This window comes from Faecalibacterium prausnitzii (assembly GCF_003287405.1).
GTDB classification, from domain to species: Bacteria; Bacillota; Clostridia; order Oscillospirales; family Ruminococcaceae; genus Faecalibacterium; species Faecalibacterium intestinale.
On sequence record NZ_PRLD01000009.1, the window covers coordinates 102979 to 127214 of the forward strand.

Below are 24236 nucleotides of genomic sequence, written 5' to 3' on the forward strand. Positions count from 1 at the left end.
TCTATTGACAATTGCCCGGAAGGGGAGTATACTCCCTTCAAACAACAAAACATACATAACGTGTGGGTTTGTGGAAATAGGAGAGAGTTATGAACAGACGAATGTGTTGTCAGACGAAAACGAAGTAAACCAACAAACAAAAGAAAGGGTAACGTTTTATGTCTGTCGAAATTTTGGATCTGGGCGCGCTGGCGCTCACCGCAGTATTTTTTGCATTGCTGTATTATCTGCACAAGAAAAAGCACGTTGATTTTGGCGTGCGCACCATCCTTGCCGTGGGTCTTGGCCTGATCGTGGGTCTTGCATTCAAGGGACACCACACTTACGTAGCAGCCGTAGGTACTATTTACGCCCATGTGGTCTCCGCTGTGGTCATTCCGCTGCTGATCTTCAGCATCATTTCCAGCATCACCAATCTGGGCAATTCCGTCCGCCTGAAGCAGATCGGTCTCAAAACCGTGTTCTTTCTGGTGCTGAACACCTTCATTGCCAGCCTGATCACCCTGATCGCCGGTGTGGCTACTAACATTGGCAGCGGGGTGCAGTATGAACTGGCCACCGATTACACCGCCAAGGAAGTGCCCACCTTTGTGGATACGGTCATCAGCCTGTTCCCGCAGAATCTGGCTGCGCACTGGTCCAACGGCGAGGTGGTGCCCATTGTGGTGTTCTGCATTCTGGTGGCTGTCTGCTATAACAAGATCGCAGCCAAGAAGCCCGAAGAGGTGGCACCCTTTAAAAAGTTCATTGACGCCGGCGACCTTGTGATGGGCCGCGTGGTCAGCTATGTGATCTCCTTTACCCCGTATGCAGTCCTTTCCCTGATCGCCCGTGCAGTCAGCCGTTCTTCTCCTGCGGATCTTATTCCGCTGCTCAGCGTTCTGGTGCTGGCGTATGTGCTGTGCGGCATTCAGGTCTTTGTTGTGGAAAGCGCCCTGATCAAGTTTGTGGGCAAGCTGAGCCCCGTCCGCTTCTTCAAGGGCATCTGGCCCGCGGCTACCGTTGCCTTTACCTCCCAGAGCAGTGTGGGTACTATCCCGGTCACGGTCAACCAGCTGACCCGGAAGCTGGGTGTGAATGAGGACGTTGCCGCCTTTGGCGCAAGTCTGGGTGCAAACCTTGGTATGCCGGGCTGCGCGGGCATCTGGCCCACTCTGCTGGCAGTGTTTACCATCCATCTGCTGGGCATCGAGTACACGCCTGTGCAGTACGCCTTCCTCGTAGTGCTGGCTGTGGTCGTTTCCATTGGCACGGTCGGTGTGCCCGGCACGGCGACCATTACCGCAACGGCGCTGTTTGCCGCTGCCGGTCTGCCGGTGGAAGCCATCATCCTGCTTTCTCCCATCTCCAGCATCGTGGATATGGCGCGTACCGCTACGAACGTTGTGGGTGCGGCTACCGCCACCACCCTTGTGGCCGCTACCGAAGAGCAGCTGGACACTGCCGTTTACAATGGTACGGTGGAGACGCTCGCGGCAGAAGCCTGAGAGTGACATCAAAAAAACTGTTTGCCACAAAAATACAATTTAAAAAGAGAAATCAAGAAAAGCACTGGTTTGCACATGAAAAAGCGAATCGGTGCTTTTTCTTAATAAAAGAAAGAAATAAGATGAAAATATACAGTCCGAATTGAATTAAAAAGGATTTTCAATTGAAATGCTCTTTAAGTGAAATGTGCTCAAGGGTGAAAATTATACAAAAACCAAGAAAAACTTCCGGCAAAATGTTGGATAAACCGCAGAAATGTGCATTTGACGAGGACAAATTTTCAAAAAACTCTTTTCTTTCGGAAAACACGGATGTATAATGCATCCATAGCACAAGGGCGTGCAAAGTTCCAGAAGGAGGAACGGACATCCCTTGTGTATTTTTAGAACGCAACGCTTTAGCAGAGTATAAAGCTAAAGCAGTGAAGAGAGGGGAAACATCTATGAGATTTGATCGTCGTATTTCGCGCCGCAGCTTCCTGGCAGCTGCCGGTGTTGCCTCCGCAGCACTGGCTCTGACAGCCTGCGGCGGCTCTTCCAGCTCCGTGGCGGCTTCTTCCGCTTCCGGCACTGCTTCCTCTGCAGCTGGCACTGCACAGGGTGGCACCCTGAACATTATGCTGGAGACCGAGGTTCAGTCGCTGGATCCGCAGATCGCCACCGACGGCACCTCCTTTGAGGTCATCGCCGATTACACCGACGGCCTGATGCAGATGGATGCAGACGGCGCAGCAGTTCCCGCCATTGCAGAGACCTACGACATCAGCGAGGACGGCAAGACCTACACCTTCCACCTGCGGGAAGCCAAGTGGTCCAACGGCGATGCCGTTACCGCTGCCGATTTCGTGTTTGGCTGGCAGCGTGCCGTAGACCCCGCCAACGCTTCCGAGTATTCCTATATGCTTTCTGATATCGGTCAGGTGGTCAACGCTGCCGAGATCATTGCCGGCGAAAAGCCTGTCACCGATCTGGGCGTCACCGCAGTGGACGACAAGACGCTGGAGGTCCAGCTGAATGTTCCTGTCAGCTACTTTTTGAGCCTGATGTATTTCCCCACCTTCTATCCGGTCAACGAGGCTTTCTTCAACACCTGCAAGGACACCTTCGGCACCAGCCCCGACACGGTGCTGTCCAACGGCGCTTTCAAGCTGACGGATTACCAGCCGGCTGCTACTGCCTTTACGCTGGAAAAGAACCCCGATTACTACGATGCTGCTAAGGTCGCACTGGACGGTCTGGCCTATCAGGTCATCAAGGACAGCCAGCAGGCACTGATGAGCTACCAGACCGGTGCTCTGGATATGACCCTGCTGAACGGCGAGCAGGTGGATCAGGTCAAGGATGACCCCGAATTTACCAGCGTGGGCGCCGGTTACCTGTGGTACATCAGCCCCAACATCGACGGTGTGCCGGAGCTTGCCAACGAGAACCTGCGCAAGGCCATCACCTTTGCACTGGATCGTGACGCCATTACCGGGGACGTGCTGAAGGATGGCTCTGCACCCTGCTACACCGCGGTTCCGCCGCAGTTTGCCACCGGCCCCGACGGCAGCGATTTCAGCGCCGACCAGACCAAGTTTGCAGAGTTCTGCGCTTATGATGCCGACAAGGCCAAGGAGTACTACGAGCAGGCCAAGAGCGAGCTGGGCAAGGACTCCTTCACCTTCAACATGGTGGTGGATGCCGATGACGCACCCCAGAAGGTGGCACAGGTCGTCAAGGAGCAGCTGGAGACCACGCTGGCAGGCTTTACCCTGAACCTGACCGTGGAACCCAAGAAGCAGCGCGTGCAGGATTTGCAGGACGGCAACTTTGAGATCGGCCTGACCCGCTGGGGCCCCGACTACGCCGACCCCATGACCTATCTGGGTATGTGGGTGACCGGCAACTCCAACAACTACGGTCTGTGGAGCGATGCCGACTACGATGCCATCATTGACGAGTGCACCACCGGCGATCTGTGCACCGACCCCGAGGGCCGCTGGGCTGCTTTGTACGAGGCAGAGCAGATCGTTCTGGAGCAGGCAGTCATCTTCCCGCTGTACGGCCAGTGCAATGCCGAGATGGTCTCCTCTGCTGTTACCGGCGTAGATTTCCACCCTGTGGCACTGAACCGCGTGTACAAGAACGCTACTAAGAGCGAGTAAAACTGAAAGCACACTGAACAAGGCCGCACAGTGGCCCGCAAAGAGCCACTGTGCGCCTTTTTGACATTGTGCCTGTACGCGGCAGGCGAACGATTGACCGCGAAAAACGCTTTGGACAAAGGGGGTCCACCCGACGTGAAAAAGTACACACTCAAGCGAATCCTGACATCGCTGTTCACGCTGCTGGCAATCCTGCTGGTGCTGTTCATCCTGATGCAGCTGATGCCCGGCTCGCCCTTCAATGATGAAAAGCTGACGCCCGATATGCGGGCAGCCCTATATGCAAAGTACGGCCTTGACCAGCCCATCTATATCCAGTTCTTCCGCTATGTGGGCAATATGCTCCGGGGCGATCTGGGTGTCAGCTACAATATCTCCAAAAATACGCCCATCTCTCAGCTCATCCAGTCCCGTCTGCCCATCTCCATTCAGGTGGGCGGCATGGCGGTCACGCTGGGTGCCATCGTAGGTCTGGTGCTGGGCATCCTCGCCGCCTTAAAGCGGGATACCGTGGTGGACACCATTGCTACCATCATCTCGGTCATCGGCGTATCGGTGCCGTCCTATGTGTTCGCACTGGCGCTGAGCTACACCTTCGGCTTCAAATTCCGCTGGTTCCCCATGCTGTTTTCCGCCAAGGACATCTTTGGCTCCAGCGTGCTGCCCAGCATTTCGCTTTCCATGTTTACCATGGCATCCATTGCCCGCTTTACCCGCAGTGAGATGATCGAGGTGCTGGATTCCGATTATATGCTGCTGGCTGAGAGCAAGGGCATTTCCGGCCCGGCGCTGATCTTCCGCCACGCGCTGCGCAACGCCCTGATCCCCATCATCACGGTGCTGGCACCGCTGATCGTGGATCTGATGACCGGCTCGCTGGTGGTGGAAAAGATCTTTGCCATCCCCGGCGTGGGCAGCCTGCTGGTAACAGCCATCCAGTCCAACGATTACAACGTGGTCATTGGTCTGAGCTTTATTTACAGTGCCATGTACATTGGCATCATGCTGGTCGTTGACCTGCTGTACGGCATCATCGACCCGCGCATTCGTTTGGCAAAGGGGGACGACTAAATGGCAGAAAAAGCGATCCGGCTGGGCGGCGAATCCACCGCCGATGCCATTGTCAGCGCCGTGGATGCAATGTACACGGAGCACACCTTTGCGGAAAAGGATTTTGCCCTCAAGCACAACGAGGACGAGATCAGCGTGGATACCAACTTTGCGGCGCAGAACTTCTGGAAGGAAGCGCTCATCCGCTTTTTCAATAAAAAGAGCGCCGTGCTGGGGCTTGTCCTCATCGTTGTCATCGTGCTGCTGGCCGTATTTGGCCCGGGCATGAACAGCTACACCTACTCCGGGCAGGATCTGAGCCAGAAAAACTTTGCACCCCGCGTGCCGGGCATTGAGCAGTTCGGCATTCTGGACGGCAGCGAGAAGATGAGCACCACCACCGGCACCAAGGTGACCAACGCCTATCAGGAAAAGGATAAGCTGGACGTCTACTACTGGTTCGGCAGCGACCTGTACGGCCGCGACATCTGGACCCGCACATGGGAAGGCGCGCGCGTCTCCCTGATCATCGCGGTGGCCGCTGCGATCATTGATATGCTTATCGGCATGAGCTACGGCCTGATCTCCGGCTACTTTGGCGGCAGGGTGGATATGGTGATGCAGCGCTTTCTGGAAGTAGCCAACGGCATCCCCCGGCTGGTCATCGTCACACTGCTGCTGCTGGTATTGCAGCCCGGCATGGTGACCATCATCTTTGCCCTGATGCTGACCGAGTGGGTGGGCATGAGCCGCATCGCCCGCGCCGAGATGCTCAAGCTGAAGGATCAGGAGTTCGTTCTGGCGTCCCGCACGCTGGGTGCAGGCAGCTTCTTCATTATCTTTAAAGAAGTGCTGCCCAACATCATCGGACCCATCATCACGCAGGTCATGTTCAGCATCCCGACCGCTATCTTCACCGAGGCGTTCCTCTCCTTCGTGGGTCTGGGCATCCCGGTGCCGCAGTGCTCGCTGGGTTCTCTGATCAGCGAGCTGTACAACAGCTTTACCACCCATCCGTATCAGATCATCCCGCCCATTGTAGTCATGAGCCTGCTGATGCTCAGCTTCAACCTTGTGGCGGACGGCCTGCGCGAGGCGCTGGACCCCAAGATGAAGAGTATGTAAGGAGGAACACCCCATGCCTGAAACAAAAAAAGAACAGGTCTTGTCGGTGCGAGACCTTGATATCACCTTTAAGACCACCGCAGGCCCGGTGCACGCCATCCGCGGCGTGAACATCGACCTGTACAAGGGCGAGACGGTCGCGCTGGTGGGCGAGTCCGGTTCCGGCAAGTCCGTCACCATGAAAGCCGCCATGGGCATTCTGGCCAAGAATGCCACCGTGAACAGCGGCAGCATCCGGTTCAGCTACCACCACGCCGACGGCAGCCCGGAGACCGTGGACCTGCTGCAAAAGGACAAAAAGTGGATCCGCCGCCACATCAACGGCAAGCGCATCGCCATGGTTTTCCAGGATCCCATGACCAGCCTTGACCCCACCATGACCATCGGCAAGCAGATCATGGAGGGAATGCTCTGGCACTTCAAAATGCCCAAGGCGGAAGCCTACAAAAAGGCGCTGGAACTGCTGGAAGAGGTGGGCATCACCGATGCGGAAAAGCGGATGAAAAACTACCCGCACCAGCTGTCCGGCGGTATGCGCCAGCGTGTGGTCATTGCCATTGCGCTCTCCTGCGACCCCGACCTGCTCATCTGTGATGAGCCCACCACCGCGCTGGATGTGACCATTCAGGCCAAAATTCTGGAGCTGATCCGCCGCATCCAAAAGGAGCGCGGCATCTCGGTCATCTATATCACCCACGACCTTGGCGTTGTGGCAAAGGTGGCAGATTATGTGGATGTGATGTACGCCGGCAAGATCGTGGAGACCGGCACTATCGACGAGATCTTCTACGACCCCAAGCACCCCTACACATGGGGTCTGCTGTCGGCTATGCCCGACCTTGACACCGCTGATGACCGTCTGTATACCATTCCCGGCTCGCCGCCGAACCTGCTGCACGAGAAGCCCGGCGATGCCTTTGCACCCCGCAACCGCTTTGCGCTGAACATCGACGATGAGATCGACCCGCCCATGTTCAAGATCAGCGATACCCACTATGCGGCAACATGGCTGCTGGACCCCCGTGCCCCCAAGGTGGAGATGCCGCCGGAGCTCAAGGAGCGCATTGCCCGCATGAAAGCAGAAGCAAAAAAGATCGAGGAGGCGGAATAAATGGCAGCACAGAGCACGACCCCGCTGCTGAAGGTCGAGGGGCTGAAGCAGTATTTCCGCGTCAATAAGAATTTCACGGTCAAGGCGGTGGACGATGTCAGTTTTGAGATCTACCCCGGCGAGACCTACGGTCTGGTGGGCGAGTCCGGCTCGGGCAAATCCACCATCGGACGCAGCATCATCCGCCTGTACGACCCCACTGCGGGCAAGATCACCTTTGACGGGCAGGATATCAGCGGCCGTCTGACCCATGCGCAGAACAACACCCTGCGCACCCAGATGCAGATGATTTTCCAGGACCCCATGGCGTCCCTGAACCCCCGCAAGAAGGTGGAGGACATCATCGGCGAGGGGCTGGATATCCACCATCTATGCAAAACGCAGGCAGAGCGCCGCGAAAAAGTGGAAAAGATCCTTGCCAAGGTCGGCCTTGCCCCGGAGCACGCCGAGCGCTATCCCCACCAGTTCTCCGGCGGTCAGCGCCAGCGCGTGGGCATTGCCCGCGCCCTCATCATGAACCCCAAGCTCATTATTGCGGATGAGTGCATCTCGGCACTGGATGTGTCCATTCAGGCACAGGTGGTCAACCTGATGAAGGATATCCAGCAGGAGACCGGCACGGCGTATCTGTTCATCGCCCACGACCTGTCCATGGTCAAGTACATCTCCGACCGCATCGGTGTGCTGCATCTGGGCCACCTGCTGGAAACGGGCACCACCGAGGAGATCTTTGAGCACCCCATCCACCCCTACACCCGGAGCCTGCTGTCGGCCATTCCGCTGCCGAACCCGGTGGTCGAAAAGCGCCGCGTGGCGGAAACTTATGACTATGCCACCTCCGGCATCGACTATTCCAAGGGCACCAGCCACCATGTGGAGGGCAGCCATTACGTCAAGTGTACGGACGAAGAATTTGCCAAGTGGTGCAAATAAGACCTGACAGGCCGCAGAAAGCCGCCTGATCTCCCTACAAGCAGAACACCCCCGGCAGCTGCAGCCGCTGCCGGGGGTGTTCTGCTTGTAGCACAAAGCTCAGGTCTCGCTTTGCCGGTATACCTCCTTCAGGTGGGCAGAAAGCTTCATGTTTTCGCTGTAATCCACAGGGACTACGATCACGCTGGGCACCGTCTGCCGGAAGGCTTCTTCCAGCGTGGGGATGAGGTCGGCGGCTTTTTCCACCCGGTAGCCCTTGCAGTGCATGGCCTCGGCCAGCAGCTTTTTGCAGACTTCTGCAAGAGCCAATTTACACAAAAAGTGCGGGGCGCAACGGCGTTTCTTGTCTTGTTATGCTTCCTTGCTTTTATCCAGCGCATCGAACTGCTGCAGGATCTGGGGGTCTTTCAGCTTGATGACCTTGCCGGAAAGGTAGTGCAGGGTGTTTTCCTCCGGCACATCCAGAAAGCTGATGCGCACAGCGCACAGCGCCTGCGTTTTTGTGCCGGTGCGCTCGTTCATCTTGCGGTTGCCGTATTTGATATCGCCCAGCACCGGCTTGCCCAGATAGGCCAGATGTGCACGGATCTGATGGGTGCGCCCGGTGACAAGGCCGATCTTGCACAGGGCAAAAGGGCCTGCGGTGCGCAGCACGTCCACGTCCGTGATGATCTGCTTGCGGCGCTCGTCCTGCGATTGATGGGCGTGGATGCTGACCTTGTTGTTCTTCTCGTCGTGCTCCCACCATGCGGTGAACCGCCCGGACTGCGGGATGCCTACCGTGATGGTGTAGTATTCCTTTTTCAGCAGGTCGGTGCGGATGATCTCGTTCATGTCCCGCAGGGCGGCGTAGTTCTTGGCGGCGATCACCAGCCCCTCGGTGCCGCGGTCCAGCCGGTTGCAGATGCCGGGCTTGAAGCGGTTCTCGCCGTGGGGGTCGTATTCGCCCTTCTGGGTCAGGTATTGGGTAAAGGCGTCCACCAGATTGGCATCGCCGGTGCGGTCGCTGTGGCACAGCAGGTGAGTGGGCTTGTACAGCACCGCAAGGTTTTCGTCCTCATAGATGACCGTCACCTTGGGCTGATTGGGCTGCTTTTTGGGGGCAGCCTTCTGCACCGGCTTTGCGCCCTCGGGCGGGAAAAACTCATCGTTGATGTACAGCTCGATCAGATCTCCCGCCTGCAAACGGTATTCCGGCGCGGCTTTTTTGCCGTTTACCTTCACCCGCTTGTTGCGGAAACTCTTGTACAGCAGGCTGGTGGGAAAATCGCGGGTCACGCTCTGCACAAAGCGCGAAAGACGCACGCCGTCATCGTTGGCGGTGGCAGTAAATTGTTTCATAAAGCTATCCTCATCGTTTTTGTCAGAATCATGCTTTTATAGTAATACAGGCGGGGCGGGAAGTCAACGCGCATTCCGGTGCAAAATCCGGGTTATTTTTGCAGAACGCTTGTGTTTGCGTCGCAAAATGGGTACTATAAGGAGAGAACATAGAAAAAAGGAGTACCGCCATGGCAGAGAATAAACGGCACAAGGGACATCGCCAGCGGATGCGGGAGAGGGTGCAGAACTATGGGCTGGACAGCTTGGCAGAGCACGAGGCGCTGGAATATGTGCTTTACCTGACCAACGCCCAAAAGGATACCAACGGCATCGCCCACGATCTGATCGACCGGTTCGGAGATTTTGCGGCGGTGCTGGAAGCCAGCGAGGAAGAGCTGTGCACTGTAGAGGGCGTAGGCCCCTCTACTGCCCGGATGCTGCATCTGCTGCCCCAGATCAGCCGGTACTATGGGCGCAGCCGCACCAGCACCACCCGCTGCATCAAGACCACCGAGCAGATGGGCAGCTATCTGATGGCAAAGTTTGCGTGGTCGGACTACGAGCGCGCCATGCTGGTCAGTCTGGACAGCCGCAAGCGGGTGCGCGCCGCCGTCTGGCTGCGGGAGGGCACCTCCGACCGGGTCAGTCTGGATATTAAGAACGTGGTGGCTGCTGCCATCAAGGGCGGCACGGACGCCGTGGTGCTCTGCCACAACCACCCCAACGGGGTGGCGCTGCCCTCGCTGGAGGATATGGACGCCACCGGCAGCATTGCCAGAGCGCTGGGGCTGGTAAATGTGCATCTGCTGGATCACTTCATCCTGACCGACACCGAGTATTTTTCCATGCGGGAAGCCAACCGCCTGCCCATCTACGATTTCAAGACCGGTACGCTGTTCTGGCCGTAAAACAAAAAACTGTTTACATTATAAAATGTGCGTGCTATAATACAACTTGAAACAACAACAGATTGTGGTTATGTGTGCGGAAGGGAGAAAAACGATGGCAGAGGAAAAATTTGAGCTGGTGTCGAACTATGCCCCCACCGGCGACCAGCCTCAGGCGATCGCGCAGCTGGTGGAGGGGGTGCAGCGGGGCGACCGCTGCCAGACCCTGCTGGGCGTGACCGGCAGCGGCAAGACATTTACTATGGCCAACGTCATTGCCCAGTGCAATCGCCCCACGCTGGTGCTGGCGCACAACAAAACGCTGGCGGCGCAGCTGTGCACCGAGTTCCGCTCGTTTTTCCCCAACAACGCGGTGGAGTACTTCGTCAGCTACTACGACTACTACCAGCCGGAAGCCTACATCCCCAGCACCGATACCTATATTGAAAAGGACAGCGCCATCAATGACGAGATCGACCGCCTGCGCCACTCGGCTACGGCGGCGCTTTCCGAGCGGCGGGACGTCATCATTGTGGCCTCGGTGTCCTGCATCTACTCGCTGGGCGACCCCATCGACTACCGCAGCATGGTCATCAGTCTGCGCCCCGGGATGCAGATGGAGCGGGATGAGCTGTGCAAAAAGCTGGTCGCCCTGCAATACGAGCGCAACGACGTGAATTTTGTGCGCAATAAGTTCCGGGTGCACGGCGACACGGTGGATATCTATCTGGCCTATATGAGCGAGCTGGCCATCCGGGTGGAGTTCTTCGGGGACGAGATCGACCGCATTACCGAGTTCAACCCCCTGACCGGCTCCAAGCAGAACGTGGTCAAGCACGTTGCCATCTTCCCGGCCAGCCACTATATCGTCAGCGCCGAAAAAAAGGCCGCTGCACTGGAAAAGATCCGCGCCGAGTGCGACGCACAGGTCAAGCAGTTCACCGCCGAGGGCAAGCTCATCGAAGCGCAGCGCATTGCCCAGCGCACCAACTACGATATCGAGATGCTGAACGAGGTGGGCATCTGCAAGGGCATCGAAAACTATTCGGCGGTGCTGTCCGGCCGTGCACCGGGCAGTATGCCCACCACGCTGCTGGATTATTTCCCGGAGGATTTTCTGCTCTTTGTGGACGAGAGTCACGTCACCCTGCCGCAGGTGCGCGCCATGTACGGCGGCGACTACGCCCGCAAAAAAACGCTGGTGGAGTACGGCTTCCGTCTGCCGTCCGCCTTCGATAACCGCCCCCTGAAATTTGAGGAGGTGGAGTCCAAGCTCAACCAGATGATCTTTGTCTCCGCCACCCCCGGCGAGTACGAGCGCCGGAACAGCTCACAGGTGGCGCAGCAGGTCATCCGCCCCACGGGTCTGTTGGACCCGGTCATCTCGGTGCGTCCGGTGGAAGGGCAGGTGGTGGATCTTCTGGGCGAGATCAACGCCCGCATCCAGCGGCAGGAGCGGGTACTGGTGACCACCCTGACCAAAAAAATGGCCGAGGATCTCACCGATTACCTCACCGAGCAGGGGATCAAGGTCAAGTATATGCACCACGAGGTGGATACCTTCGAGCGCATGGAGATCATCAAGGATCTGCGTCTGGGCAGCATCGACGTGGTAGTGGGCATCAACCTGCTGCGCGAGGGTCTGGACCTGCCGGAGGTGAGCCTTGTGGCCATTCTGGATGCCGACAAGGAGGGCTTTCTGCGCAGTGAGACCAGCCTGATCCAGACCATCGGCCGCGCCGCCCGCAACGCGGAGGGCATGGTCATCATGTACGCCGATGTGGTGACCGACAGTATGGAGCGCGCCATCACCGAGACCGAGCGCCGTCGTGCCATCCAGATGGCCTATAATGAGGAACACGGCATCGTGCCCAAGACCATCGTAAAAGCCATTGCGGACAGCATCGAGATCAGCGATAAGGCCGAAAACGCCAAGCGCAACACCCGCCGCATGGGCAAAATGGAGCGGGAAGCTGCCATTGAGCGCCTGACCCGGGAGATGAAGGAAGCCGCGAAGCTGCTGGAATTTGAGCACGCTGCCTTCCTGCGGGATCAGATCGACCGCCTGCGCCGGGGCGAGAACCCTACCGTGGACTCCGCCGCCGAGACCGAGCGCAAACAGAACCATGCACAGACACAACGAAAAGGGAGAAAATACCTTGGCAAACGATAAGATCATTATCAAGGGTGCCCGCGAGCACAACCTGAAAAATATCAACCTGACCCTCCCGCGGGAAAAGCTGATCGTTATGACCGGCCTTTCCGGTTCGGGCAAGTCCAGTCTGGCCTTCGATACTATCTACGCCGACGGTCAGCGCCGCTATGTGGAAAGCCTTTCCAGCTATGCCCGGATGTTTCTGGGCCGGATGGATAAGCCGGACGTGGACGAGATCACCGGTCTTTCACCGGCTATCTCCATCGACCAAAAGACCACCAGCCACAACCCCCGCTCTACCGTGGGCACTGTGACTGAAATTTACGATTATCTGCGCCTGCTGTACGCCCGCATCGGCGTGCCGCATTGCCCGGTTTGCGGGCGGGTCATCAGCCAGCAGACCGTGGACGAGATGGTAGATGCCGTCCTCAAGCTGGAGGAGGGCACCAAGTTCCAGATCTTAGCCCCGGTGGTACGCCAGCGCAAGGGCACCCAGCAAAAGGAGCTGGACGCCGCCCGCCGCGCCGGTTACGCCCGCGTAAAAATCGACGGCAACCTGTATGATCTGGACGAGGAGATCAGTCTGGAAAAGAACATCAAGCACACGGTGGAGATCGTGGTGGACCGTCTTGCCTTGCGCAAGGGCATCCGCAGCCGTCTGGCGGATTCGCTGGAAACGGCGCTGGCGCTCACCGGCGGCGTGGCCGAGGTGGACGTCATCGGCGGCGAGTGCATGACCTTCAGCCAGAACTTTGCCTGCCCGGAGCACGGCATCTCCATCAGCGACCTGTCGCCCCGGCTCTTCTCCTTCAATAATCCGCTGGGTGCCTGCGAAAAATGCACCGGCCTTGGCACCTTTATGCGGGTGGATGAGGATCGCATCCTGCCCAACCGCAGCCTTTCCATCCGGGAGGGTGCCATCAAGGCCAGCGGCTGGTACTACGCCGAGGGCTCTGTGAGCGAGATGTACTACCTTGGCCTTGGCAAAAAATACGGCTTTACGCTGGATACGCCCATCAAGGAGATGAGCACCGAGGCGGTGAATGCCCTGCTCTACGGCACCAACGGCGAAAAGATCGAGATGCACCGTACCAACGAGTTCGGCAGCGGGGTGTACTACAACACCTTTGAGGGCATCGTGGAAAATCTGGAGCGCCGCTTCCGCGAGACGAGCAGCGAGTGGATGAAGGAAGAGATCGGCAGCTTTATGTCCGGCGTGGAGTGTCCGGACTGCCACGGACAGCGCCTGAAGCCGGTGGTGCTTGCCGTGACCATCGGGGACAAGAACATCAGCCAGTTCTGCGAGATGTCTATCCGGGACGAACTGGAATTTATCCGGCAAAATGAGCCGAACCTCACCGAAAAGCAGCAGCAGATCGGCGGCCAGATCATGAAGGAGATCAAGAACCGCCTGCAATTTTTGCAAAGCGTGGGTCTGGATTACCTCACGCTGGCCCGGGCGGCGGGCACGCTGTCCGGCGGCGAGAGCCAGCGCATCCGCCTGACCACCCAGATCGGCAGCGCTCTGTCCGGTGTGCTCTATGTGCTGGACGAGCCCTCCATCGGCCTGCATCAGCGGGACAACGATAAGCTCATTGCCACCCTGAAAAACCTGCGGGATCTGGGCAACACGGTCATCGTGGTCGAGCACGACGAGGACACCATGCGCAGCGCGGATTATATCGTGGACGTAGGCCCCGGTGCCGGTGTGCATGGCGGCGAGATCGTAGCCGCAGGCAGCATAAAGGATATCTGCAAGGCCAAGCGCAGCATTACCGGCGACTACCTCTCCGGACGCAAGCGCATTGCAGTGCCCCAGACCCGCCGCACCGGCAACGGCCACTGCCTGACCGTAAAGGGCGCACGGGAAAATAACCTGCGCAACATCGATGTCAGCTTCCCGCTGGGGGAGTTCATCTGTGTCACCGGTATTTCCGGCTCGGGCAAGTCCAGCCTTATCAACGAGATCCTTTACAAAACGCTGGCCAGCGAGCTGAACGGTGCCCGCTCCCGTGCCGGCAAGTGCGATGGGGTAGAGGGGCTGGAGTTCGTGGATAAGGTCATCGGCATCGACCAGCAGCCCATCGGCCGCACCCCGCGCTCCAACCCCGCCACCTACACCGGCGTGTTCAACGATATCCGCACCGTGTTCTCCCAGACGCAGGACGCTAAAATGCGGGGCTACGGCCCGGGACGGTTCAGCTTCAACGTCAAGGGCGGCCGCTGCGAAGCCTGCGAGGGCAACGGCATTCTGCAGATCGAAATGCACTTTCTGCCGGACGTCTATGTACCCTGCGAGGTGTGCAAGGGCGCACGCTACAACCGCGAAACGCTGGAAGTAAAGTATAAGGAAAAGACCATTGCAGATGTGCTGAACATGACCGTGGAGGAAGCGGTGGTGTTCTTTGCCAACCAGCCCAAGATCGCCCGCAAGCTGCAGACGCTGCTGGACGTTGGCCTTGGCTATGTCACCTTGGGGCAGAGCGCCACCACCCTGTCCGGCGGCGAGGCACAGCGTGTGAAGCTGGCCAACGAGCTTGCCCGCCGCGGCACCGGCAAAACAGTGTATATTCTGGACGAGCCCACCACCGGTCTGCACATTGCAGACGTGCACCGCCTGATCGAGGTGCTGCAAAAGCTGGTGGACGTGGGCAATACGGTCATCGTCATCGAGCACAATCTGGATCTCATCAAGTGCGCCGACCATATCATCGACCTTGGCCCGGAGGGCGGCAGCGCAGGCGGCGAGATCGTAGCCGAGGGCACCCCGGAGCAGGTGGCCGCCGTGCCCGGCAGCTTTACCGGCCAGTACCTGCGCCCGCTGCTGGAACGCGACCGCGCGCAGCGCGCCGCAGAAGCGGAAAAACACTGAAAAACAGCAAAAACGAAAAAGCGCGTATCCGTGTAAAAATCAGACTTTTCTCAGAAAAAACCAAAAATAATCGAAAAATCTGTTGACAAAACGGCCTTGCCTGAGTATAATATTTTTTGTCGCCACGCTTCGGTAGGGAAGCGGCGGTCGATATCCGGGTGTAGCGCAGTTTTGGTAGCGCGCTTGAATGGGGTTCAAGAGGCCGTGAGTTCGATTCTCGCCACTCGGACCAAACAAAAATAATCCGAACTTGTTTCCGATAGGAGATGGGTTCGGATTATTTGTTTTCTTCGGAAAGTTCAATGCAGGTGTCCGTGGAAGATGAAAATTAAGGATAATGAACTATTAATCGCAAATAATCTGTGCTATAATACTAAAGGGAGGTGTCATAATGCAGATTAACGTGAAGTTGTCTCCAGATGTGCTAGACTGGGTTATGGCACATATTCAACAAGAAAATGTTCCGCGGGATGTTGTAAAGTATTTAACAATATGGAAAAGTGGTGAAAAATTGCCCACTTTTAATCAGATCGAAAAAGTTAGTAAAGCATCTGGAATCCCATTTGGGTATTTTTTCCTCCAAGAACCTCCCAAAGAAGAATTTCCGTTATTAGAGTACAGAACCATAGATAGCACATCGGCAATGAATCCGAGCAGAAATATTATTGATGTTATGCATGATATGGAACAAGTTCAGGATTGGGCTAGAAATCATGCTATAGAGGAAGAACAGCAGGCTCCAGAATTTATTGGAAGCCAAAAAAACAATGTGGATACTGAAGACTTTGCCGAATATGTCCGAACAGTTTTAGAGTTAGAAATTAAATGGTATGAAAACAGCAAATCGGCTGTAGAGTCTTTTAAAACACTGAGAGATAAAATTAGTCAAGCAGGCGTTATTGTTATGATGAGTGGTATTGTTGGAAATAATACGCATCGACCGCTCGACATAAATGAATTTCGTGCTTTTGCGATGGTAGATGATCTTGTACCATTAATTTTTATCAATTCAAACGATTCGGTTAGCGGGAAACTATTTTCTTTGCTACACGAATTTGCTCATATATGTATAGGAAATAATAGTTTATACAATGACAGATATAGCTCTGGAACAAGGGTTAGTAAGGCGGAAAGTGTGTCTAATGCAGTGGCTGCGGAAATTTTAGTTCCACAGGTCATGTTTGAGAAAAAGTGGAAAGAAATCGATAAATTTGATGATCCAATTAAAACGATTGATGCGCTTACAAAGTATTTTAGCTGTGGGACGACAGTTATAGCAAGGAAAGCATTAGATAACGGATATATTGATTATTCTGTATATAGGAAGCTGTCACAAATTGCGGTTAATCGTTACAATGAAAAACGAAAAAAGGAAAAAGAGCAAGGCGGTGGCGGAGACTATTATAGAACTGCGGCAAGCCGAATTGATACACGGTTTTTCAAGAGCTTGGTCTCAAGCGTTCACGAAGGAAAAACTTTATACACGGACGCTTTTAGACTTACTAATACCAATAGATCTACCTTTGAAAATTTGGTTAACAAAATGGGGGGTGGGTCGAAGTGAATCAAGAAGTTTTTCTAATAGATACAAATGCTTTGCTGACACCGCATCTTATGTATTATCCGTTTGACCTCGCACCTAGCTTTTGGGAACAGCTAGAAGAAAAACTTAAAGATGGTTCAGTTGTTCTCTTAGATATGGTGAAAAATGAAATAACAGAGGGTCATGATGAACTTTCAAATTGGATGAAGTCATTACAGGGGATAAACATCATTGACCATAGAACTCCCGAAATCATAGAAAAATATAGTAGAGTTTTAGGTGCAGTTCAAAGCAATACATGCTATAAGCAAAGTGCGCTTGCAGAGTGGTCAAGAGAAAGTGTTGCAGATCCATGGCTAATTGCAACTGCGGCAGTAAGAAAATTAACAATAGTAACATTTGAAAAAAAGAATGGTGGTCTGTCACCCAAAAATCCGAGTAAAAATGCTAAAATACCAGATGTGGCGATTGAGTTTGGAGTAAGCGTTTGTGATCTATATTATATGATGAGAAGTTTATCATTTCGTCTTTAATAGAATCTAAATTGCATTATGTGATATAACAAAAACAGGGTGCGCCCGCCCGGACGCACCCTGCCAAAAGCCACAGACAATAACGATATGTACAGCAGGAAGTTCCCCAACGGGAACTTCCTGTTTTTCTTTTCCTGCAAGATGAGCCTGTTCTGTCTGCCATGCGGCAAACTCCCTCTGGCCTTCCTCGCTGTTCCAGCAGGCAAGGATGGCCGGGTAGAATGCCCGCGCCAGACGGTCAATGACTTCATCGGGATAAGGGGAAGTATTTGTGGACTTTTTCTTTTTGTTCAAACGCACACTCCTTTGACTGTCCCACCGTGGCAAAGCCGGGCAAGAAAATCAAAGTTCCAATTTCATGTCAGGCGCAAGGGCGCGGATGCTTTCCGCCCTGTACTTGCGGCTGGTGGCTCATTGATGGCTTACAAGTGCCTGCCGTTATGCCGTTTTAGAGGATTCACTGCTGGATTCTGCAAGAACTTCGTCCAGCGTTTTCAAAAATTCAAGATGAGGTTTCAAGGCAAAGCGAAGAACTTTGACCTGTTCCGGATGCGTAAGAAGTTTCGGGTTCAAGTCGAACGTAACCTCCCAACTCTTTCGCATGAGAGATTCAGCATTGTGGAGCCGGTAGTACAGTTCGAGAAACTTTTGGGGAACATCATAGTTTTCATCAATGGTGTTGCTGGCGGCTTTCTCTGCCTGCTTCACCGTTACCTTGTTAGGCTTGACCTTCTTCGGCTTCGGCACATAATTCTTGATTTCCTCAAAAATTTCAGCCTGTTCTTCGGGCTTGGCCTTGCCGAGATTTTCGAGAAGATAATCGGGAATGTGCAGTTCCTCGCGGAAGAACCGATCACGGAAACCGGGAGACAATTCATCCGCAACGTCAACACCGTGCGCATAGTATTCTGCACGGCGGACAGAACTTGCACTGCTGTGATTTTCCTGTGCGATGCGCTCACAGGTTTTCATAGGCTTCTGGTTGTGTTCAGACTGAACACTGCCAGATTTCTTTACAGTATGCTGATTGCCGCGAAATGTTTCGGTACGCTTTTCAGAGGAATACTGCTTGCCCATCAGAAACTTCTTTTGCTCCGGGGTCAGATTACGCCGCCCCAACTGATTCTTGCAGATCCATGCGAGGACTTCTTCTCTGCTTTCAAACGGGAGCGGCATGGTAGAGAAATAAATCTCCGGGTGCTTCTGAAGAATCGCATAACGGTTGTGACCATCAACAAGGGTGTTACCCCAAACGATCAAAGGAGAAATCAGCTTGCCTTCCTTGAGAATGTTTTCTTCAAGCTGCTTAAATTCATCATCGGTCAGAGGAGGAATCTGGGACTGGAACTCAGGGTCGATTTTCAAATTGATCATACGCACACTCCTTTATCTCTCCTGCTGCGTCTGTTCTTCCTCCCGGAAAAAGGACGCAACATTCTGCTTTGCGGTTTTCAGTTTGAGCAGTTCCTCTTTGGCTTCCTTGTACTGCTCGTAGAACTTTGCCTTTTCGGATGCCAGCTGCGCATACTCGGCTTCCAGCTTTTTCGGGCTGGGCAGCTTGGTGATGTTGCTTGCTTTGAAATAGGCTGCTGCTGCCCGGTACGCTGTCAGCTCTGCACGGTGCTGCTCCTCAAAGGCTGCGGGTCGTTTGGCAGTCTTTAACTGCTGTGCGATTGTCTTGGTGCTGGTGTAGGCTGCGACATGATAGCGCAGCTCTTTGTTGGCCTTCATGCGACCTTCGAGGTCTTTCACCACCGCCAGTGCGCCGTGATACTTGGTTTCCAGTTCACCGATGCGCCGGTTCAAGGCATCCTCGTCGGTTAAGCCCTTTTCCTGCAGAAGCTTCACGGTCTGTGCCATAATTTTGAGATTGTGTTTCGTGAGCCAACGCTTATAGCCGATGCCCTTGCCCTCGGTCATCCTCGACTGGATGTCGATCAGTTTCCCGATGGTATCCTGCTTGAACTGAGCCTTAGGTTTGCGTTCGACGTTTGCCTGCAACGTGGCAAGCACTGCTGCCTTATTGAACTTGTCACCGAGATGTTTCGCCCGGATGAACTTTGCTCTTCCAGCAGGCAGATAACTTAGGCATCCACGGCTTTCCTTGACCGCGATGCCATACTGCTGCATGAGCTTGTCAGAGAAATCCTCAAAGCTGGTAGCGCGGTACAATACAGACGAAATCTGTCTCCGCAGGGTATCTTTTACGGTTTCAAACTTCTTCTGCTTGGGCGACTGTCCGGCTGCGGTGAGGGCTGCGTTTTCACGGTCAAGTTTCTGCTGCCCACGCCGTCTTGCCCAATACTCGGCCTCACTGACACGCTCCTTCGAGCCGTTGAGTAGGTCGATCTGGTACAGTCCGGCACCCTCGCACAGCTCCATGACCTCAACACGCAAGTGCCGCATGGTCTGGGCTGTGCTGGAGTGTTTCATGCCCTCTAGCCAGTCGCGGGGCTTCTGCATATAGGGCTTGCGCTCCACCTCTCGTGTTCGGATGCTGCCAATCACGATGTGGACATGGATGTTTCCCGAATGGTTGTGCCCATCCGGGTGAGTGCAGACGATGGCAGGATGACCGGGGAAGTTTTCTTCGCAGAATTTCAGGCCAAGTGCCTGTGCCTTTTCCATGGTCAAGCCGTTGTCGGCTGCATCTCTTGGGTCAAAGCTGATGATATACTGGTGACTTTTGATATCACCATGCTGGGTGTTCTTGCCATACTTGCGGTTTGCCAGCAGGCAGGCCGTTGCGAACGAGAAACCGCCGCACTCAAGGGTATCGAGCAGGTACGATTCTCGCAGCATGGGTCGGCTTTGTTCGTCCAGAATTACCTTGCCGGAAAATTCATCGTGCTGGTAAACGAGGTACGCTTCGATAGCGGTGTAGTCCGAGTTTTTAGAGGCGATATGCTTGAGCGTTGCCATACAGTTCACCCAGAACTTTCTCGGCGTTGAGCCGGAATGCGGTCAGGTCTGCAAGTTCGTCAAGGAGTTTCGCCCGGATCTGCTCGGTGTCCGCACCGCCGGAATTGAAGTGCCTTGCAAGCTGGTTGAGATTGCTGCCCACCTTGCTGCACTGAGCAAGCAGGGTGGAAACGGCGGTCAGGGTTTCTTCGCCGCCGCCTGCAACGATGATCGTTTTCTCGATCTTGACGTTGTGGATGGCGCGGCGGATAAAAGTGGAGAGGGAGAGATTCAGGAGTTTGCAAGTGAGTTCCAGTGACGCTTTTTCCTCCGCTGTCACACGGAACTTGATGACGTGCGTTTTGTTGTTCGGCGTGTCGTGGTGCTGGGAATTGCTAGGAATCGGTTGAACATTCGTTTTGGTCATTGTACCTCCTGTCTGTTCGATAACTCCTCGGTGAAGTTATGTAAGCACGACACGCCGTTCCATTCGTGCCGTAAGGCACGAATGATGAGCAGGGTTTGGGGCAGGCACGCCCCAACAAGATCACTTAGAAAACTCGCAAGAGTTTGAGAAGTGAAGTCCCAGTGGAGCACAACATTTTCAAGAATTGAAAATTTGTGGCCACGGGACGGTTCTTGCCCTCTACCGCTGCGCTCAAAACGCTTCATCAGCAAATGTTTCCGAATTGTTAAGACGCAAAAAATAAGTAAAAGGTCTCTGCTCATGTATGGGAGTCACCGTTTGCTCCGAACGAAGTTCCTGCCCCTGTTTGTGCAGCGGCGTTGTCCGGCTCGCTCACGGAAAGTGTGAGGTCATGGCACGGTATCACGTTCAGACGGCTTATGAAGGATTCAAGGTTCAGTATGAAGAAAGCTAGGCGCAGTGCGGACACTACGTCCGGCTTCTTTCAAGCACAAGAATAACACTTTGAGGTTGTGCAGTCAACAACTGAAAACAAATTTCGGAGAACTGCATAACTACAAAAGGTTCTATTTGTAAAAAATACCGCCCACGCAGCGCAGCGATGATTTTGTCGGGGTGAATCGGCGGCAAAATGAATCGGGTGTGTTGCGGGGCGGTTAATCTTTCAGGGATGATCCACGGCGAGGTAGTGTTCAAAATGAACACGACCACATCTTGTGGATGGTTTCAAACCAATCCACAAAATCGGTGGGATTTGTGACAGAGAATATCATGGTTTGCAGGGTGCGTCAAGATGGTTTTGTAAAATTTATTGTGCTAAAGCGGTAATAGTAGGACTTATCTACTGAAAATCGAAGCGTCTAGCAAAGAATTTATGCGCACAAATTGGAAAATCAGCACATCTGTGCTATACTCAGAGCAGAATTTGTTGAGCTAAAACGGAGGTATTGAACCATGGCAGAGAAAAACACCGCCGACATTGGATTTGAAAAACAGATTTGGAACGCTGCCTGCGTGCTTCGGGGCAATATGGATGCTTCGGAGTATAAGGGCGTTGTCCTTGGTCTTATTTTCTTGAAATATATTTCGGATCGTTTTGAAGATAAGTACAATCAGCTGGTTGCAGACGGTGATGGTTTTGAGGAAGATCGTGACGAGTACACATCGGAAGGAATCTTCTTTGTGCCTGCTGGTGCGCGTTGGAGCGATGTTTCTGCAAAGGCACATGATCCCGAAATCGGTCAGGTAATCGATGATGCAATGCGCGCTATCGAAAAAGAAAACGCGCGCCTAAAAGATATTCTGCCGAAGAATTTTGCGCGTCCAGAACTGGATAAACGTCGGTTGGGCGAAGTCGTTGACCTGTTTACGAACATCAAAATGATTGAACACGGCAGCGAAAAGGACATTCTGGGGCGCACTTATGAATACTGTCTGTCCATGTTTGCAGAGCAGGAAGGCAAGCGTGGCGGCGAGTTCTTTACGCCGTCCTGTGTTGTGCGGACGCTGATGGAAGTGCTGCAACCGTTTAAGGGACGAGTGTACGACCCTTGCTGCGGCAGTGGTGGTATGTTTGTTCAGTCTGCAAAATTTGTAGAGAACCATAGCGGAAATATCAACGATATCTCGATTTATGGACAGGATTCCAACCCGACCACATGGAAGCTGGCACAGATGAACCTTGCCATCCGTGGCATTGAACCCGACCTTGGCAAGTATGCAGCAGACACATTCCTTGATGACCAGCACCCGACCATGCGGGCCGACTATATTATGGCGAATCCCCCTTTCAACCTGTCGAACTGGGGTGCAGAGCAGCTCAAAGATGATGTTCGCTGGCAGTATGGTATGCCGCCTGCAAGCAACGCGAACTTTGCATGGCTTCAGCACATGATTTATCATCTTGCACCGGGCGGCCGCATGGGTATGGTGCTTGCAAATGGTTCTCTTTCCTCTCAGTCTGGCGGTGAAGGTGACATTCGCAAGAATATTGTGAATGCTGACCTTGTGGACTGCATCATTGCCATGCCGACACAGTTGTTTTATACGACGCAGATTCCGGTTTCGCTCTGGTTTATCTCCAAGCACAAGAAGCAGGCTGGTAAAACGCTGTTTATTGATGCCCGTAAGATGGGCGTTATGGTGAGCCGCAAACTGCGTGAACTTACAGACGGTACAAAAGAAGAATACAAAAACGAAGATGGTACATTAAAGAACGACATCAAAAAGATTGCCGATACCTACAATGCCTATGTTAAGGGCACATTGGACGATGTAAAAGGCTTCTGCGCAGTTGTTGATACAGAGAAAATTGCAGAGCAGGATTACATCCTAACGCCGGGTCGTTATGTCGGTGTTGAGGAACAGGAAGATGATGGTGAACCGTTTGAAGAAAAAATGGCTCGGCTGACTTCTGAACTTTCGGACTTGTTCAAGCAGTCGCATAAACTGGAAGCGGAGATTAAAGATAAGTTGGGGGCGATTGGATATGAAGTCTGACAGACAACACGTCCAACTCCCCAAATTAACATAATGGAGAAAATATGATATGACTTTTTCTAATGTCTCTTTTGGCGATGTTACAGATAATTTTGATAAAAAAAGGATTCCATTATCGGCAGCCCAACGAGAAAAAAGACAAGGAAAATATCGGTATTATGGGGCGCAAGGAGTAATCGACTGGGTTGACGATTATATTTTTGATGGGACATATCTACTGATTGCAGAAGATGGAGAAAACCTTAAATCTAAAAAATCTAATATCGCACAATTGGCGTCCGGAAAATTTTGGGTGAACAATCACGCTCATGTTATCCAGTGCAAGAAGGGCTATGATATTAGATATCTGTGCTATTTGATAAATTTGACAGATTTATCTGGTTATATAACAGGATCAGCACAACCGAAGCTAAGTCAATCTAGCATGAATGCGATTGTACTCCCAATGCCAAAGTTTGAAATCCAAAAAGAGGTTGCCGATTTCATTGAGAAGTTTGACAAGAAAATTCAAATCAACGAAAAGGTAAACGATAATTTACAGCAGCAAGCGTTCGCAGCGTTTGATAACCTCGTAGCTAACGCTGAAAACACTGATTGCAATGTGTCTGACTATGCTTTTCTTAACCCAAAACGGGCACTGGCAAAAAATCAAATGGCAAGAAGCATCGATATGAGTCGTTTATCGACAAGTAGAGCTTTTCCATCTGGCTGGGAAATGAAACCGTTTGCCGGAGGAATGCGGTTCACGAATGGTGATACCCTTTTAGCTCGCATTACCCCCTGTCTTGAAAACGGCAAAACTGCTTTCATTGATTTTCTTAATGATGGCGAGGTCGCTTTTGGATCAACGGAGTACATTGTACTCGCACCTAAAAATGACACACCGCCTGAAATGCTGTATTGTTTGGCTCGTAATCCTGCATTCATTGATTACGCAGTCAAAAATATGAACGGTAGCAGCGGGAGACAACGTGTTTCTGCCGAAACAGTAGGTCAATATCGACTTCCCCTGTTTGACAAACACAGTCTGTCGATATTTAGGGAAGTTGTTTCGCCGATGTTTTTGAAAATGCGATACAATTCCCTTGAAAATATGAGACTGGCTGAGTTGCGTGATGAGTTATTGCCAAAACTCATGTCCGGCGAGATTGGTGTCTCCAATATCCGGCTTTAAGCCTCTAAATTATCGTTTACCTATATTTCAATAACTCTCACCAGTGGCGGGAGATTCTATGGAGAAACT

At 53.5% G+C, this 24236-nt stretch carries 18 protein-coding genes, 1 tRNA gene and 1 pseudogene; 14 read left to right on the plus strand and 6 right to left on the minus strand.

The window, feature by feature from the left end:
* The first annotated feature begins 158 nt into the window (after window positions 1–158).
* The 6 genes from C4N24_RS10075 to C4N24_RS10100 all read left to right on the plus strand — a co-directional run bounded on the left by C4N24_RS10075 (window position 159) and on the right by C4N24_RS10100 (window position 7853).
* On the plus strand, window positions 159–1487 hold the full coding sequence (locus C4N24_RS10075; protein WP_112091307.1) for a dicarboxylate/amino acid:cation symporter: 1329 nt from the start codon (window positions 159–161) through the stop codon (window positions 1485–1487).
* Window positions 1488–1930: 443 nt separating this feature from the next.
* Complete coding sequence (locus C4N24_RS10080) at window positions 1931–3634, plus strand: peptide ABC transporter substrate-binding protein (protein WP_112091308.1); 1704 nt, start codon at window positions 1931–1933, stop codon at window positions 3632–3634.
* A 135-nt stretch (window positions 3635–3769) separates the two neighbouring features.
* Entirely contained in the window at window positions 3770–4705 is a 936-nt protein-coding gene (locus C4N24_RS10085) for an ABC transporter permease (protein WP_112091309.1), read from the plus strand.
* A complete protein-coding gene (locus tag C4N24_RS10090; RefSeq protein ID WP_112091310.1) occupies window positions 4706–5809 on the plus strand; it encodes an ABC transporter permease in 1104 nt (367 codons plus the stop codon).
* Window positions 5810–5822: 13 nt separating this feature from the next.
* Window positions 5823–6920 (plus strand): ABC transporter ATP-binding protein, encoded by a 1098-nt coding sequence (locus tag C4N24_RS10095; RefSeq protein WP_112091311.1) that lies wholly within the window; start codon window positions 5823–5825, stop codon window positions 6918–6920.
* The gene (locus tag C4N24_RS10100) at window positions 6921–7853 is read left to right on the plus strand and encodes an ABC transporter ATP-binding protein (protein WP_005921404.1); all 933 of its coding nucleotides are present in this window, start codon (window positions 6921–6923) and stop codon (window positions 7851–7853) included. It abuts the gene before it with no gap.
* Window positions 7854–7952: 99 nt separating this feature from the next.
* On the opposite strand, the pseudogene C4N24_RS10105 reads toward C4N24_RS10100, so the two are convergent.
* Window positions 7953–8132, minus strand: a pseudogene (locus C4N24_RS10105) (thiamine pyrophosphate-dependent enzyme); the annotation flags it as partial.
* Between the two features lie 72 nt (window positions 8133–8204).
* A complete protein-coding gene (locus tag C4N24_RS10110; protein WP_112091312.1) occupies window positions 8205–9194 on the minus strand; it encodes an RluA family pseudouridine synthase in 990 nt (329 codons plus the stop codon).
* Between the two features lie 170 nt (window positions 9195–9364).
* Between C4N24_RS10110 and C4N24_RS10115 the strand changes: the two genes are divergently transcribed.
* The 6 genes from C4N24_RS10115 to C4N24_RS10140 all read left to right on the plus strand — a co-directional run bounded on the left by C4N24_RS10115 (window position 9365) and on the right by C4N24_RS10140 (window position 17166).
* The gene (locus tag C4N24_RS10115; protein ID WP_112091313.1) at window positions 9365–10084 is read left to right on the plus strand and encodes a JAB domain-containing protein; all 720 of its coding nucleotides are present in this window, start codon (window positions 9365–9367) and stop codon (window positions 10082–10084) included.
* A 94-nt stretch (window positions 10085–10178) separates the two neighbouring features.
* A complete protein-coding gene (uvrB, locus tag C4N24_RS10120; protein ID WP_112091314.1) occupies window positions 10179–12236 on the plus strand; it encodes an excinuclease ABC subunit UvrB in 2058 nt (685 codons plus the stop codon).
* Window positions 12223–15090 (plus strand): excinuclease ABC subunit UvrA, encoded by a 2868-nt coding sequence (uvrA, locus tag C4N24_RS10125; protein ID WP_112091315.1) that lies wholly within the window; start codon window positions 12223–12225, stop codon window positions 15088–15090. The genes uvrB and uvrA overlap by 14 nt, the downstream gene beginning before the upstream one ends.
* A 154-nt stretch (window positions 15091–15244) precedes the next feature.
* Window positions 15245–15322, plus strand: a tRNA-Pro gene (locus C4N24_RS10130).
* Between the two features lie 159 nt (window positions 15323–15481).
* Window positions 15482–16654: an ImmA/IrrE family metallo-endopeptidase gene (locus C4N24_RS10135; protein ID WP_015564801.1), complete on the plus strand. Its 1173-nt coding sequence runs from the start codon at window positions 15482–15484 to the stop codon at window positions 16652–16654.
* Window positions 16651–17166, plus strand: a complete 516-nt coding sequence (locus C4N24_RS10140) for a DUF4411 family protein (protein WP_112091316.1) — start codon at window positions 16651–16653, stop codon at window positions 17164–17166. The genes C4N24_RS10135 and C4N24_RS10140 overlap by 4 nt, the downstream gene beginning before the upstream one ends.
* Before the next feature lie 6 nt (window positions 17167–17172).
* Here C4N24_RS10140 and C4N24_RS10145 read toward each other — a convergent pair whose 3' ends face one another.
* From C4N24_RS10145 to C4N24_RS10160, 4 genes are all read right to left on the minus strand, one after another.
* On the minus strand, window positions 17173–17466 hold the full coding sequence (locus tag C4N24_RS10145) for a transposase (protein WP_112091317.1): 294 nt from the start codon (window positions 17464–17466) through the stop codon (window positions 17173–17175).
* A gap of 138 nt (window positions 17467–17604) precedes the next feature.
* Window positions 17605–18540: a hypothetical protein gene (locus C4N24_RS10150; RefSeq protein WP_112091318.1), complete on the minus strand. Its 936-nt coding sequence runs from the start codon at window positions 18538–18540 to the stop codon at window positions 17605–17607.
* A 12-nt stretch (window positions 18541–18552) separates the two neighbouring features.
* Window positions 18553–20088 (minus strand): relaxase/mobilization nuclease domain-containing protein, encoded by a 1536-nt coding sequence (locus C4N24_RS10155; protein WP_112091319.1) that lies wholly within the window; start codon window positions 20086–20088, stop codon window positions 18553–18555.
* Window positions 20060–20494 carry a plasmid mobilization protein gene (locus C4N24_RS10160; RefSeq protein WP_112091320.1) on the minus strand — a complete coding sequence of 145 codons (435 nt, stop codon included), beginning with the start codon at window positions 20492–20494 and terminating at the stop codon, window positions 20060–20062. Before C4N24_RS10160 ends, C4N24_RS10155 begins: the two co-directional genes overlap by 29 nt.
* Before the next feature lie 954 nt (window positions 20495–21448).
* Between C4N24_RS10160 and C4N24_RS10165 the strand changes: the two genes are divergently transcribed.
* The gene (locus tag C4N24_RS10165) at window positions 21449–22993 is read left to right on the plus strand and encodes a type I restriction-modification system subunit M (RefSeq protein ID WP_112091321.1); all 1545 of its coding nucleotides are present in this window, start codon (window positions 21449–21451) and stop codon (window positions 22991–22993) included.
* 49 nt (window positions 22994–23042) lie between these two features.
* Complete coding sequence (locus tag C4N24_RS10170; RefSeq protein ID WP_112091322.1) at window positions 23043–24167, plus strand: restriction endonuclease subunit S; 1125 nt, start codon at window positions 23043–23045, stop codon at window positions 24165–24167.
* Window positions 24168–24236 lie beyond the last annotated feature (69 nt).

What these genes read in the sequence shown, in the direction of transcription:
- uvrB (WP_112091314.1), top strand. Translation starts at nt 10,179, where the DNA reads ATGGCAGAGGAAAAATTTGAGCTGGTGTCGAACTATGCCCCCACCGGC.
- C4N24_RS10155 (WP_112091319.1), bottom strand. Translation starts at nt 20,088, where the DNA reads ATGGCAACGCTCAAGCATATCGCCTCTAAAAACTCGGACTACACCGCT.
- C4N24_RS10115 (WP_112091313.1), top strand. Translation starts at nt 9,365, where the DNA reads ATGGCAGAGAATAAACGGCACAAGGGACATCGCCAGCGGATGCGGGAG.
- C4N24_RS10090 (WP_112091310.1), top strand. Translation starts at nt 4,706, where the DNA reads ATGGCAGAAAAAGCGATCCGGCTGGGCGGCGAATCCACCGCCGATGCC.
- C4N24_RS10135 (WP_015564801.1), top strand. Translation starts at nt 15,482, where the DNA reads ATGCAGATTAACGTGAAGTTGTCTCCAGATGTGCTAGACTGGGTTATG.
- C4N24_RS10165 (WP_112091321.1), top strand. Translation starts at nt 21,449, where the DNA reads ATGGCAGAGAAAAACACCGCCGACATTGGATTTGAAAAACAGATTTGG.
- C4N24_RS10150 (WP_112091318.1), bottom strand. Translation starts at nt 18,540, where the DNA reads ATGATCAATTTGAAAATCGACCCTGAGTTCCAGTCCCAGATTCCTCCT.
- C4N24_RS10160 (WP_112091320.1), bottom strand. Translation starts at nt 20,494, where the DNA reads ATGACCAAAACGAATGTTCAACCGATTCCTAGCAATTCCCAGCACCAC.
- C4N24_RS10075 (WP_112091307.1), top strand. Translation starts at nt 159, where the DNA reads ATGTCTGTCGAAATTTTGGATCTGGGCGCGCTGGCGCTCACCGCAGTA.
- C4N24_RS10110 (WP_112091312.1), bottom strand. Translation starts at nt 9,194, where the DNA reads ATGAAACAATTTACTGCCACCGCCAACGATGACGGCGTGCGTCTTTCG.
- C4N24_RS10080 (WP_112091308.1), top strand. Translation starts at nt 1,931, where the DNA reads ATGAGATTTGATCGTCGTATTTCGCGCCGCAGCTTCCTGGCAGCTGCC.
- C4N24_RS10170 (WP_112091322.1), top strand. Translation starts at nt 23,043, where the DNA reads ATGACTTTTTCTAATGTCTCTTTTGGCGATGTTACAGATAATTTTGAT.
- C4N24_RS10095 (WP_112091311.1), top strand. Translation starts at nt 5,823, where the DNA reads ATGCCTGAAACAAAAAAAGAACAGGTCTTGTCGGTGCGAGACCTTGAT.
- C4N24_RS10100 (WP_005921404.1), top strand. Translation starts at nt 6,921, where the DNA reads ATGGCAGCACAGAGCACGACCCCGCTGCTGAAGGTCGAGGGGCTGAAG.